Raw genomic sequence first — 13,788 nt, forward strand, 5'->3', positions numbered from 1 at the left:
AGGGCGCTTACAGCAAGGTACATTAGCGTCAACTTGTCACGTTTCTGTATCCACTCTGTATGCGATGTGTATAAAGATATAAAAAATATGTCATTACTGAATCGCAGGAAAAAACACTAAGACCAAATGCAACCAGCCTGCTAAAAACCCTGTCAAACCACCCAACACGATTAATGTCATCTCATCTTCACGAAAAGCGGGACGTAATAAGTTCTGAAACTCATTTGGCGTCAGCGCGCGAATACGGTCACGAAACAGCCCAAATATTTTACTGGCACGGCTTTCATTGAGCTCAGGATCTCGCAATGGCACCATTGTCGCAACAATCGACTTATCAATGATGGTATTTTTTAGCTGTCCATATTCGCGGCGACCCAAGCCTAGGCGTAGTGTCGTACTAATCACTGGCGACTCTAGCACTTTATATAAATGCGACTTCATCAACTCACGCGTTTGCGCAGCACGGTCACCATACATCATCTCATTCATGATGTTCTCAAGCGTCACCAAATCTTTTACCACAATCTCAGCAAAAACCTCAGAAACTTCCTCTTGGCGTTTCATAAAACCGCCTTGCAAACGATACTGGGCGATATGTGGTAATTGCGGTCTAATAAATGGAAAGCGACTCTGGACAGCAAAAAACTTCACATAAGGAATAAATCGCGGCTCTACAGGATTAAACACCATCCAAATAGCAATCCAATTGGTAAGAAAACCCCAAATCGCGGCAAAAAACGGCACTGTCCAATGCTGCGGCACCACCAAAAATATAAACATTTGGATAATACCGAAGACCAAACCAATCAAAGCACTGATATGCCAAATAAAATCGATCTCTTTTTGACCAACCTTCAAAAACATATTGACCATTAAACGACGATCACTTTCCATCGTGTTAACAATCATTTTGCGCATATCAACCAAGTCTTCGACGTTATGGGTCAAGTCAGTCACCAAAGACTGCATGATATTAGGCAGCTCTTGATGCGCTTGAGCGTAGACACGGCGCTTCAACGCATAAGGCAGATTACCCCACAGCGCTGGCGAATGGTCCAACATGATTTCATCAATCAATGCTTCAAGGTTTTTGTCCACGGTATCCGTGATAAATACCGCCATCTGCTCAGGCTCCATCGCCTGAAAAAACTCATCAAGCGAGCCAAGCTTTGACAGCGTTTGATCCACGATAACGCCTGATATCTTGCCAGCCTTTCGTGGGACGATACCTTGCCAGCCAATACCCGGCAACCCAAAAAACGGGAAGTTTGGAATACGAATACCCCGAAACTTAATCGGATAGAACAGCATTTTAAGCGCCATCCACACGTGTATCCATGTGACAAATGCGGTCACAGGCGGAATAGTCAGCATGGCAAAAAACTCTGGGTGTTCAGCTATTGTCTGCCACAATGAAGTTGCATCCATGACTTATCTTGCCCCTGACAGGTTAATTGTCGCCGCTAATTAAAAAGGATTAGCAAATTAGAACGCTTAACAAAAAGCCGCTCTGCCCATGATAATTATTATCAAATAAATCGCCTGATTTTAGCATACTTGCCATTCATTAGCACACGTCGAGCCTAGGTAAGTTGTGACTAGGGATGACACGTTTTACTATTACTTTCGATAGTAACAATATTAATATCATCTACAGGCGCTTTAGATAATAACGACCACAAAATAAATGGCGGTGTACTGCGGCGGCTCATTTGTTCTGTTATAATTTGTGATTGTATGACCACACATCGCTGTATATAGATTTAGGGATTATTATTTCAACTCATCTCAGTCCATGTAATTGAAATTCTTATTATTATCCTTTATGCTCGCCGCACTTTGGTGAACGACCCTGCCCTTTTCCTCTCTTTTATTGACTCACTGACCGTTTGGGCTCTTACTTTCTATGAATAAACCGCTAACCCCCAATACTGAACAGGTCAATCGTGTTTTCACCAGTCGTATTATTATCCTTGGAATTCTGATATTCATTGGATTAAGTGGCTTGATCGTGCGTTATGGTTACCTGCAAGTCTATGCGCACGATAAGTATACGACGCAAGCAGACAATAACCGTATTAAGCTGATCTCTGCACCGCCCAGCCGCGGCTATATTTATGATCGCAATGGGATCATATTGGCAGACAACCAGCCCGTATTTACGGCCATGTTAAGCCCTGATGAAGTCGAAAATCCAGAGCGTACGCTAAATTTGCTTGCGCCTATTTTTGAGCTAACAGATGAGAATATTACCGATATTTTAGCGCGACTGAGTAAAAGCAAAAACGATCCTGTGACCATTAAAATTGACTTAACCGATGCCCAATTGGCGCAGTTTAGTGAGCGTAAACCCTTTTTTCGCGGTGTAACCATTCAAAGCAAGCTGACACGTTCATACCCTTATGACGAGCTATTTGCACACGTCATCGGCTATGTTGGGCGTATCAATGATAAAGAAACCAAACGCATTGACAAAGATCGCTACGCTGGCACTGACCTTATCGGTAAAATCGGTATCGAAGATTATTACGAAGATATATTGCTAGGGCAACCGGGTTATCAGTCGGTAGAAACTGATGCTCTTGGCAATATTTTGCGTCAATTAGACACTAAACCACCCGTAGCTGGTAATGACATTACGCTGAGCTTAGATTATGGCTTACAGCAAGTCGCCCAGCAGCAGCTAGACGGTCGTCGCGGCGCTATCGTGGCAATCGATCCAAAAAATGGTGATGTATTGGCGTTTGTCAGTAATCCAAGCTATGACCCCAACCCTTTTATCTCAGGCATCTCCTTTAAGGATTATGGCAATCTGCGTGAAGATTTGGATCAGCCGCTCTATAATCGTGCGCTACAAGGGACATACCCACCCGGCTCTACGATTAAACCTTTTGAAGGCTTAGGCGGCATTCATTATGGGCTGCGCAATTGGGAAACCACTATCTATGATCCCGGTTACTTTAGCTTACCAGGAGACTCACATCGATTCCGTGACTGGAAGCGTGGTGGTCACGGTACGGTAGATCTTAAAAAATCTATCGTGATGTCAGTGGATACCTATTATTATAAATTGGCTTATGAGATGGGCATCCAGCGCCTACACGATTGGATGGCACGTTTTGGATTTGGTGAACCAACAGGTATTGATTTGCCCAATGAAAAATCAGGAATTATGCCGTCACCAAAATGGAAAAAAGACACCTATGATAAAGGCTGGTTGCCGGGCGAAACCATCTCAGTCAGTATCGGGCAGGGTTATTTCTTAGCCACACCATTACAGATTGCAAATGCAACCGCCATGACAGCGAACAAAGGCTATCACATTACTCCGCATCTACTAAAAAGTAGCGATGGTGCAGCACAAGTTAACGTAATCACCAAACCTGATGGTAAAATCGAATATAACGGCAAACCGTCTGACTGGCTACGTATGCACGATGCGATGGAAGAAACCGTCAAGGCAGGTACCGGACGTGGGATTTATACGCCGCGCTATCGTATTGCGGGTAAAACGGGTACTGCGCAAGTCAAGTCCATTGCGCAAGGCAAACGCTATGATAAATCTGCCATAGACAAACGCCATTGGGATCACGCGTGGTTCAATGGTTTTGCACCCGTAGAAAATCCTGAGATTGCGCTTGCAGTACTGGTCGAAAATGGTGGCGGTGGTAGCGTGGTAGCTGCACCTATCGGTCGCGCACTATTTGACTACTGGATATTACAGCGCAAAAACGACCCTATCTTGCCACCAACGGCTGATCAATTAAAAGTCATCAAACGCCAAAAAGCTTTTGAAAAATTGATGCGTAATGCTCAGCGTGAAAAAGAAGAAAAAGCGCTAGAAGAAAAGGCAGAGGTGGAAGCAGCCACAGCCGCCACGACCTCTGAGTAAAAATACGCTAAACGAGATACGGTACATATAAATATTATGAAAAAATCTATAAGCAGCCGCGAGCATAGGAACAATCATAAAAGCAAAAATATAGCTGCGGGCGACGTGCGGATCATTGGTGGTCAGTTTAAACGCCGTGTTGTACGTTTTATTGACGCAGAGGGTCTACGTCCGACCCCAGATCGCTTGCGAGAGACACTGTTTAGCTGGTTACTTCCTGATATTCATGGCGCTTATGTGCTTGATAGCTGTGCTGGTAGCGGTGTCTTAGGTTTTGAAGCACTGTCTCGTGGTGCCGCGCACGCCACCTTTATCGAAATAAATCCTGCGCAAAGTAATATGCTGCGTCAAAGTGCTGAACAGTTGCATCTGAGCACTGATACCCATCAAATTATCCAAGGCACTGCAGAAAGAGTATTGATGCAAGAGCAGATTGTTCCGCGCCCTTTCAATATTGTATTCATCGATCCACCGTATGCTCAAGATCTGTGGCAACCTATTTTAATGGCATTGATTACCCAGTCGTTAATTGATAGTGAAACCCTGATTTATCTAGAAGCGGATAAAGATTTAGAGAGCCAATTAAAGCAAATGGAAGAGACGCTTAATAAAAATCCAGATATCCAATCAGGTACTATTCAGCAAATAATCCGCTTTGAATGTGTGAAACAGACTAAGGTTGGACAAGTTGTTGCTGGACTTTATCGTTTATCATCGTCATAATTGTCGGGTTAATGCCTGCCATTAACAAATTTTACAAATGTTTAGAACCGCTAAAAACTGGCCAACGCTGCAGTTTAATGTATATAAGGCGAAAATAAACCCCAATGCAGCTTGCAAGCGTAGGCACTACTGCTTATAATGTGCAGTCTGTTTTTTGAGAGCCCCGTTCCCAGCTAAACTCTCAACGAATTCTAATTTTAAGGTTTTATCATGAAAACACTTAGTGCAAAACCAGCTGAAGTGACCCATGACTGGTATGTCGTAGATGCTGACGGCAAAACCCTTGGTCGCTTAGCCACTCAAATCGCTAGTCGCTTACGTGGCAAGCATAAGCCTTCTTTTACGCCGCACGTTGACACTGGTGACTTCATTGTTGTCATCAATGCTGATAAAATCACGGTAACGGGTAAAAAAGCGCAAGATAAAAAATACTATCGTCACAGTGGCTACCCAGGTGGTATCAAGGAAACCAACTTCAGTAAGTTGCTTGCACATAAGCCTGAAGATGTTCTACACAAAGCAGTTAAGGGTATGCTTCCAAAGGGCCCTCTTGGCTATGCGATGATCAAGAAGCTGAAGCTATATGCGGGTACTGAACATCCACATACTGCACAGCAACCTAAAGAACTAGACATCTAAGGATATACTTATGGAACGCAATTACGGAACTGGTCGCCGCAAGACGTCTACTGCTCGTGTCTTTTTAGCTAAAGGTACTGGTAGCATCGTTGTTAACGGTAAGCCACTTGATGAGTATTTTAGCCGTGAAACTTCACGTATGGTTGTTCGTCAGCCTCTAGAATTACTTGACTCACCTACTACTTATGACCTTTACATCACTGTAAAAGGTGGCGGTATTAGTGGTCAAGCTGGCGCAATCCGTCACGGCATCACGCGTGCATTGATTGAGCTAAACGAAGCCAACAAACCTGCACTAAAAGCAGCTGGCTTTGTTACTCGTGACTCACGTCAAGTTGAACGTAAGAAATTGGGTCTACGTAAAGCACGTAAACGTCCACAATTCTCGAAACGTTAATCAAAGCTATCTCTTATCTTTTTGCGGCTGTTGTCTTTATCTCAGAGCGACAGTCACAATATTAAAGAAAAGAGTAGATTTGCAAAACCTTATAAGCTGTCCGCAGCTTATAAGGTTTTTTTATGGCTGATGACTTTTGCATTTACTCGTGATTTTGTGCGTAACTCACCTTGCAAAGCAATGCTGACTACCCCATCATGATGATAACTTTTCATTCTTAGTAACAATTTTATGAAAGCGCCTGAACAATACGATCCCAGCAAACCATCTACCAAAATCAGCCTGCCACCATCAAGTACGCAGCAGCCTGCTAAGTCCCCAGCGATACCTGCTGGCATGCCAACGATTACCCAAAATCATAAGCGCACAGCACCCATAGAAAAAAAGCCTTTTCAATGGCAGTTTTTGTTGCCTAAATATTGGGGCATTTGGCTATTGGCAGCAATGATCTTACCCATTATATATTTGCCGCTACGTTGGCAGTTTTGGCTGGGACGTCAGCTGGGCATATTTATCTATAAAGTAGCAGGCTCACGTCGGCGTGATACGCTTATCAACTTGAAACTGGCGTTTCCAGAAAAGCCAGACGTCGAGCGCGAATTGATGGCAAAACAAGTCTTTGTCAATCAGGGCATTGGTGTGTTTGAAACCTTATGTGCTTGGTATCGTCCAAATGTTTTTACTCGTACCGTTTCAATTTCGGGATTACAGCACGTTGTCAATGCACAGAATGAGGGTCGTCCTGTCATTTTACTGGGCGCTCATTATACGATGCTTGATCTGGGCGGCATGCTCTGTACGCAGTTTTTTCCGATGGATGGGATGTATCGACCGCAGAATAACGCGCTACTTGATTGGTTTGTTTATAATGGTCGTGCCAGTATTCTTAGCAAGCAGATAGCCAGTCGTGACATGCGCAGTTTTGTTGAATCAATTAAAGCCGGTCACGTGATTTGGTACTCACCTGACCAAGATTATGGTCTAAAACAAGGCGTCATGGCACCATTTTTTGGTGTGCCAGCAGCGACTATTACAGCATCACGGCGCATGGCAAAATTGGGCGACAAGACACATTCACCCGCATTAATGGCGCTGCATACTTACCGGCAGACACCAGACAGTTTACCCAAAGGCAAACGCCCGCACTATCATCTAACGATTACCCCAGAAATTCAAAACTATCCAAGTAACGATGAGTTGGCTGATGCGACGCGAGTCAATGAGTTGCTAGAGGGGTTGATTCGTATTGATCCCACTCAGTGGATGTGGTTCCATCGTCGTTTCAAAAATGGTCCTGATGGTCGTACTGATATCTATAAGTAAGCGTGTATTGCTACGAAAAATGGCCAGAAAATTTGCTATACTTTGCAGCTTATATTACCTACATATAAATAACAATTAATTTATAATAAATTGAAAAACAAAACTTTTATAAATAAAACCTTGATGAACCAAATAATGGATTTACCATGAATAACACTCATATTTCTGATAACCAAAATTCTGACAACCAAGCTCCTGATCACTCAACGCAAGTCAAACGCATTTTGACGGGCATTAAACCGACGGGTACCTTGCATTTAGGAAATTACGTTGGCGCGATTCGTCCAGCCATTCAGTCTATCCAAAACAGTGATGACGAAGCATTCTTTTTTTTAGCAGATTACCATGGCATTATCGGCTGTTATGATCCTGCTATTATTCACGAATCGACCAAAGCCATTGCAGCGACTTGGCTTGCCTGTGGTCTTGATCCTGAGCGCGTCACTTTTTACCGTCAATCAGATGTGCCGGAAATACCAGAGCTTGCTTGGATTTTAAACTGCTCATGTGCCAAAGGTTTAATGAATCGTGCTCATGCTTATAAAGCAGCTGTTGATATTAATATGAAAAAAGAAGACGTCGATCCTGATCAAGGTATTAATATGGGATTGTTTGGCTACCCTGTACTCATGGCAGCAGACATATTGATGTTTAATGCCACACATGTACCTGTCGGTCGCGACCAAATTCAGCATGTCGAAATGGCACGTGATATTGCTGGTACCTTTAACCATCGCTATAAAAAGCTCTTTACCTTACCATCTGCCGTTGTAGATGACGATATCCCATTACTAACGGGTTTGGATGGTCGCAAGATGAGTAAGAGCTATGGCAATACCATTCCGCTATTTGGTGACTCTAATCCACAAGTTAGCGCCGAAAAGCAGATGCATAAAGCCATCATGAAAATTGTGACCAACTCACAACTGCCTTCTGAGCCAAAAGACCCTGACGATTCGGCTATTTTTGAGATTTACAAAGCCTTTGCTACTCCTACAGAAATTGCCGATATGCGCGCGCAGTTTGCCGCTGGTATCGGCTGGGGCGATGCCAAACAAGCGTTGTTTGAGAAAATAAATACGGAAATAGCACCCTTCCGCGCGCGTTATGAGCATCTTATGGCTAACCCAAAAGAGCTAGAAGAAATCTTACAAATGGGTGCAGAAAAAGCCCGTCGTCATAGCCGTAAGCAATTAGATAAGACTCGTCGTGCCATTGGTATCCGTCCACTTGCCAAACTTAAATAATCATTTGATTATGTTAACCAAGATGGATGCTAAGCGTGCAGACTGAGCTAAAAAAGGAACAAGCGGTTTTACCAAAAGCCGCTCTTCTTCTAACTGTGCCTCAAGACTCTGATTCTTTAGATACTAAGCGCGCGCACAACGGCTCAGCTATCAATGATATGTCTTTACGCATTTACCAGACATCCGTACAACATCTACCAGAAGATCTCTATGTGCCGCCGCAAGCCTTTGCCATTTGGCTTGAGCAGTTTGCCGGACCATTAGACTTTTTATTATATTTGGTCAAAAAAAATAACGTTGACCTGACCCAAATGCCGATACTACCCATAACGGAGCAGTATTTGGCTTACATCAGTGAATTAGATACCGAGCATTTTGAATTGGCAGGCGATTATCTGTTGATGGCGTCCACGTTGATTGCCATTAAAACCGAGCTGTTGCTGCCCAAGCCTGAAACTCCGAGCGATGAGCGTGATCCAAAAGCAGAACTGATTGAGCGCCTTGAAGAATATGCGCAAATCAAAGTAGCCAGTCAACGCTTAGATAATCTGGTGCGTCTTGAGCGTGATGTGTTTTTAGCCATGGTCAGTATGCCCGGTCAAGACGTCATGAATGCGGAATTACCTAGCTATTCGCCAAACCTTTTGATTGACAGTCTATTTAAAATGCAACTGCAGCCCGATTATCAAATGCATACCATCAAAGTCGATGCTGTTCCTCTTGCTGATCGTATTGCCAGTATTAGCCGACAGCTCAGTACGGATGGCGAGCGCTCTTTTTATGAGCTACTAGATAAAACACAAGGTAAAATAGGTGTGGTTGTCAGCTTCGTCGCCATACTAGAGCTGATAAAACGACAGTTGGTTGGTATCGTAAATACTGATTTAAAAAGTCATCCTACTACTGACAATAATGATGCTGAAGACCGTCATACTAAACCCTTAACGTTACAGTGGTTGGCATAGTTATTATCCACCTGTCTATTCCTATAAATATCGATACACATCATCATTTAAAAAGAGTCGCTTTCTAATGACAGATACTGACAATACCAAGCAAGATCATGACAAACCATCCTCATTATCTAGCGCTTTACTGTCATTGACCGATGAGCAGCGACAGCATCTAGACGACTTAAGCAAGCATATCGAAGTGCTATTACATGCGTCAGAAGCGCCCCTCTCCGCCACTGTCTTAAGAAAACACCTGTCTTTAACGGCTAAAGAGCTAACACAGGTTTTGGCGCTGCTAAGACAGCGCTTGGATATGGGTGTGCTAAGCTTGCACGAAACTGCAAGCGGTTATCGACTGCAAATCGCGAATAATTATAGTGCCTTAATTCAACGCGTCTTCCCGCAACGCCAAGAACGCCTGAGCCAAGCCTTACTTGAGACACTTAGTGTGATTGCTTACAAGCAGCCAGTGACTCGTAGCGACATAGAGCACGTGCGCGGTGTGACGCTATCAAGCAATATACTGCGTCAACTATTTGATAAAGGCTGGATTGAAGAGAAAGGTTACAAAGAAACCTTGGGTCGCCCAGCATTGCTACAGACCACGCCACAATTTTTAGATGCCTTTGGACTGAGTGAGTTGAGCGAGTTGCCACCGATGCCAGATATCAGCGCCATCAAAGCGATGTCTTAAGCCTTTAGAGCGTGAAGCCTTTAAAAATCATTAAGCAATTAAAACATAGTATAGAAGAGATTTAGCAGTATTTTCCAGAGAATCTTTATTCAAAAAAAAGACAGACCGCATAGGATCTGTCTTTTTTATTTAATCAATAAAGCCGTTGATTAGCCATCAATAATTGGCTCTTGCTAACGGCCTATTATTGATTGATAACATCAACGCCTTTTGGTGGCGTAAACTTAAACTGACTGCTACTGATGCTTGGGTTTAGTTTGATACTACTGAATTTGATGGAAGTGGTTTGACCAAGGCTGTCATTTAGCACCATCATTACGGGCTTCCCACCGCTAAAACTCATTGATAAGCTCTTAAAGCTGGCACTGTCTGATTTTGGGTACAGCACGTAGTAATTTTTATTATCATATGGCTGGGTAATTTTGAAATTCTTGTCAATTTGGCTTGGGTCGCCTGATAACAGCAGTGCTGGCGTATTGCCAACTTGGCTATCAACGTTTTGCTTGGTCGCTTGCTCTAAATCCTTGTCATAAACCCACATGGAGTTACCATTAGCGACGATCAGTTGCTGTGATGGCGACTTTGTTTCCCAGCGGAAATTATTTGGGCGTTGTACACTCATCGTACCCGTAAAAGTACCACTGTTGGCACCTTTGGTCGTTTGGCTAAAGTTAGCCGTCATGCTCTTGGTATTTGTCAGCAGCTTGTTTAAACGTTTGGCAGCGGTCAAATTATCAGCTGGTGCAGCAGTAGCTGATTGTGTCAATACCATCATTGGGGCTGCGACACCAAGCGATGTCATTAATACACCAGCTAAAGCACCGCTCATCATTTTTTGTTTTAAAGTTGTTTTGTTGGTTAATAAAGTCATCATAAATCCTCTCTAAAAATGCATAATCGCTTAAAAATTGTCGCTTTAAAATGAGACATCTTATTAAAATTTTTGTTTTCCATAAATGTTTATCTAGCAGCCATAAAACGGGTGCTCATAAACAATGACAACAGTGTGCCAGTTTTTTTATTACACGCCTAGTCATGATTTGCAATCTTTACTACCGCCGCCATACACGCTTGTAACTACTCTTTTGACCATTATTGTGATCATAAGTGGCTACACAATAATAAACCGCATGGATGGTGAGTTTTTTGACTATTCATTATTTCCTAACGTTATTTACTAATATTGTTTAGCAGCATAAAGCCAATTTAGCATCCTTAACCCCTACGAAAATAACTAAAAAAAAGCCCCTACTACCAAACGGTAATAGAGGCTTTTTAGTCATCGGATTATTTTAGTCTTTGACTAAAACAACCTAGATGGGCAATTATGCGCTTTCAACCATTACATAACGACGGTTGAACTTACCTTTGGTCGCAAACTTTACCACACCGTCATTCAGTGCAAATAAAGTATGATCACGACCCATGCCAACGCCTTCGCCTGCGTGGAATTCTGTACCACGTTGACGAACGATGATGTTACCAGCTGTGATAGCTTGGCCACCAAAGATTTTAACGCCTAGCATTTTTGGGTTTGAATCACGACCATTACGGCTTGAACCGGCAGCTTTCTTATGTGCCATGGGAAAATCTCCTTGTTAATTTGACTTATCGCTGATGCGATAACTCTTAAGCATTTAGTGCACTATTTAGCAGTAATTGCTAAGTGGATAATTAGGCATTAATAGCTTTGATTTTTAACAAGGTATACCATTGGCGGTGACCTTGCTCTTTGTGATAATGCTTACGACGGTTGTGCTTAACGATACGGATTTTTTCGCCGCGACCATGTTCAACCACTTCAACTTCAACGCTAGCACCTTCAACGATAGGCTGACCGATTTTGACAGTTTCGCCGTCAACAATCATCAATACATCTTCGAATTTAATTGTTGCGCCAGTTTCTGCTTTTAGTAGTTCAACTTTAAGCAACTCATCGACAACTACACGGTGCTGTTTACCACCAGTTTTGATTACTGCGTACATTGTATGACTCCGTTTAACCCGTGTGCCGTGGCTGATGTTATACCAACGCTTTTACGACGAACACGACAGGGAAAAATTAAAGGCAAGATTTTACGGCTTTTTGCTCATAAAAGCAAGCCGTCTATCTCACTTGTTTGACTGGTTTTTGTAAGGCAGTTACACGAATAACCACCTCACTTTTTATTATATCTACTGCTGATTAGGAGCGCATCTAAGATGCTACTCCAACAAAAAAACACTATATAATAATAGCGGCTATTATAACTTATATAATCAGCGACTTACAGCCTTTTATACATCTCTTAAATGACCTTAAATACCGCCGATAAATGACCATTAATTATAGTGAAATTTCAGCCAATTTTTACAGTTTTTATGTCAATTTCTATATATAGTAAATCTTATATAAAAGATAGGCGCGATGTTTTAGGCACTTTTTAACCCACAATCTAAAGGCATAGCTATGCTATTATAGAAAATAATGCCTTACCTATCTATAAAACTAAGGCTATAAAAAATTCTCTTTATTCTTATTAATATGACTATTTATTATGACCAGCATCCCTTCACATAAAACAGATTCAATGACTCAATCAACGCCTAATTATGCTGATATCCAAAGTATCGTGGCGGATGATTTTGAGATTATGGACAAGCAAGTATTCGGTAGTCTTAATTCCAAAGTTCAACTGGTAATGAGTGTCTCACAGCATGTAATCAATGCTGGTGGTAAGCGCATGCGCCCGCTGATTACCTTGTTATGTGCACGCATGTTTGAGGACAAGCCCTCAGAAAAAGCCATGCATCTAGCCGCTATTACTGAAATGCTGCATACAGCGACCTTGGTTCATGACGATGTGATTGATGAGTCAGGACAGCGCCGTGGTAAGCCGACTGCTAATGCCACTTGGGATAATGCCACCGCGGTACTGGTCGGTGACTATCTGATTGCTCGCGCCTTTAATTTATTAGTTGGCTTCCAAAGCCTGCCACTGTTGCAAGTATTCTCAGATGGCACCTGTGATATCGCTGAAGGCGAAGTATTACAGCTCCAGCATCAGCACAACCCTGCCGCGACAGAAGAGGATTACTTGCGCATTATTGATGGTAAAACCTCGCGGCTGTTTATGATGGCGACTCAAGGCGCTGCAATTTTACAAGACAGAATAGAGCATATGCAGGCTTTAGGCGATTTTGGTCAGCACTTTGGCAATGCTTTTCAAATTATCGATGATGTACTCGACTATAGTGGTGATAGTGAGATAATGGGCAAAAATTTAGGAGACGACCTCGCTGAAGGTAAGCCAACCCTGCCAACCATCAAAGCGCTTGAGCTGCTAAAAGACAGTGACATCGAAGGCTATGAGCAGTTGCGTGTCGCTGTACAAACTGGAAAGACACCAAATGCTGAACAACTTATTGAGTTAGTGCGCCGCTCAGGATCATTAGATTACTGTAAGCAACGCGCTTGGGAAGAAACCAAGCTGGCGCAACAAGCACTGAGTACGCTACCTGACAATCGTTATCGCACAGGTTTATATCAATTGACTGAATTGGCTAGCGCACGCTTGCTGTAGTCAGTATCGTCATAACAGTTGTCAATACTTGCGGATAGTAGCCATTAGCTGTTGATAAAGACCATTAATGAGTAATTGTGTTAATGGTCACAGTTAATAGTTGCTAAAGTTTTTGTTTTGTTGGCAAACCTTATTTATCATTCATTAAAGACCTTACAATCTATATGGTTATGCTATTTTCACAAAAGTTTACAATTATTTCTCATTGACCGTTGTATGACTGTACATTAGCTGTTAATGAAGATGGCGCTTGCCATGACAGCATTTAATGCATTCACAAAAGCTGATATTACGATTTCTAACCATAAATCCTGCGCTCAACTACTTGACTGTGGGGTTATCCCGATAGTTTATAAT

The 13,788-nt window shown here is 42.6% G+C and carries 13 protein-coding genes; 9 read left to right on the forward strand and 4 right to left on the reverse strand.

What is annotated here, in order from left to right:
• Positions 1-93 precede the first annotated feature (93 nt).
• Positions 94-1,428 carry a hypothetical protein gene (locus tag JMY05_RS07015; protein WP_198329272.1) on the reverse strand — a complete coding sequence of 445 codons (1,335 nt, stop codon included), beginning with the start codon at positions 1,426-1,428 and terminating at the stop codon, positions 94-96.
• Between the two features lie 478 nt (positions 1,429-1,906).
• Here JMY05_RS07015 and mrdA point away from each other — a divergent pair, with 478 nt between their 5' ends.
• The 8 genes from mrdA (at position 1,907) to scpB (ending at position 9,868) form a co-directional block, all read left to right on the forward strand.
• On the forward strand, positions 1,907-3,892 hold the full coding sequence (gene mrdA / locus JMY05_RS07020; protein WP_201614627.1) for a penicillin-binding protein 2: 1,986 nt from the start codon (positions 1,907-1,909) through the stop codon (positions 3,890-3,892).
• Positions 3,893-3,928: 36 nt separating this feature from the next.
• The gene (gene rsmD / locus JMY05_RS07025; RefSeq protein ID WP_045447006.1) at positions 3,929-4,615 is read left to right on the forward strand and encodes a 16S rRNA (guanine(966)-N(2))-methyltransferase RsmD; all 687 of its coding nucleotides are present in this window, start codon (positions 3,929-3,931) and stop codon (positions 4,613-4,615) included.
• 210 nt (positions 4,616-4,825) lie between these two features.
• Positions 4,826-5,254: a 50S ribosomal protein L13 gene (rplM, locus tag JMY05_RS07030; RefSeq protein ID WP_045447009.1), complete on the forward strand. Its 429-nt coding sequence runs from the start codon at positions 4,826-4,828 to the stop codon at positions 5,252-5,254.
• A gap of 10 nt (positions 5,255-5,264) precedes the next feature.
• Positions 5,265-5,651 (forward strand): 30S ribosomal protein S9, encoded by a 387-nt coding sequence (rpsI, locus tag JMY05_RS07035; protein WP_045447011.1) that lies wholly within the window; start codon positions 5,265-5,267, stop codon positions 5,649-5,651.
• A gap of 231 nt (positions 5,652-5,882) precedes the next feature.
• Entirely contained in the window at positions 5,883-6,974 is a 1,092-nt protein-coding gene (locus JMY05_RS07040) for a lipid A biosynthesis acyltransferase (protein WP_045447014.1), read from the forward strand.
• A gap of 146 nt (positions 6,975-7,120) precedes the next feature.
• On the forward strand, positions 7,121-8,221 hold the full coding sequence (locus JMY05_RS07045; RefSeq protein WP_045447017.1) for a tryptophan--tRNA ligase: 1,101 nt from the start codon (positions 7,121-7,123) through the stop codon (positions 8,219-8,221).
• 158 nt (positions 8,222-8,379) lie between these two features.
• On the forward strand, positions 8,380-9,186 hold the full coding sequence (locus tag JMY05_RS07050) for a segregation and condensation protein A (protein ID WP_201615369.1): 807 nt from the start codon (positions 8,380-8,382) through the stop codon (positions 9,184-9,186).
• 136 nt (positions 9,187-9,322) lie between these two features.
• Positions 9,323-9,868: an SMC-Scp complex subunit ScpB gene (scpB, locus tag JMY05_RS07055; RefSeq protein ID WP_413786581.1), complete on the forward strand. Its 546-nt coding sequence runs from the start codon at positions 9,323-9,325 to the stop codon at positions 9,866-9,868.
• Between the two features lie 184 nt (positions 9,869-10,052).
• Here scpB and lolA read toward each other — a convergent pair whose 3' ends face one another.
• The 3 genes from lolA to rplU all read right to left on the reverse strand — a co-directional run bounded on the left by lolA (position 10,053) and on the right by rplU (position 11,854).
• Positions 10,053-10,739 carry an outer membrane lipoprotein chaperone LolA gene (gene lolA, locus JMY05_RS07060; RefSeq protein WP_045451149.1) on the reverse strand — a complete coding sequence of 229 codons (687 nt, stop codon included), beginning with the start codon at positions 10,737-10,739 and terminating at the stop codon, positions 10,053-10,055.
• 454 nt (positions 10,740-11,193) lie between these two features.
• Positions 11,194-11,451 carry a 50S ribosomal protein L27 gene (gene rpmA / locus JMY05_RS07065; RefSeq protein WP_055123782.1) on the reverse strand — a complete coding sequence of 86 codons (258 nt, stop codon included), beginning with the start codon at positions 11,449-11,451 and terminating at the stop codon, positions 11,194-11,196.
• 91 nt (positions 11,452-11,542) lie between these two features.
• Positions 11,543-11,854 carry a 50S ribosomal protein L21 gene (rplU, locus tag JMY05_RS07070; RefSeq protein WP_010199185.1) on the reverse strand — a complete coding sequence of 104 codons (312 nt, stop codon included), beginning with the start codon at positions 11,852-11,854 and terminating at the stop codon, positions 11,543-11,545.
• A 551-nt stretch (positions 11,855-12,405) separates the two neighbouring features.
• Between rplU and JMY05_RS07075 the strand changes: the two genes are divergently transcribed.
• Positions 12,406-13,431, forward strand: coding sequence for a polyprenyl synthetase family protein (locus tag JMY05_RS07075; protein WP_227678126.1), 1,026 nt, complete (start codon positions 12,406-12,408; stop codon positions 13,429-13,431).
• Positions 13,432-13,788 lie beyond the last annotated feature (357 nt).

The sequence above is a fragment of the Psychrobacter sp. JCM 18902 genome (genome assembly GCF_904846615.1).
Taxonomy (GTDB): domain Bacteria; phylum Pseudomonadota; class Gammaproteobacteria; order Pseudomonadales; family Moraxellaceae; genus Psychrobacter.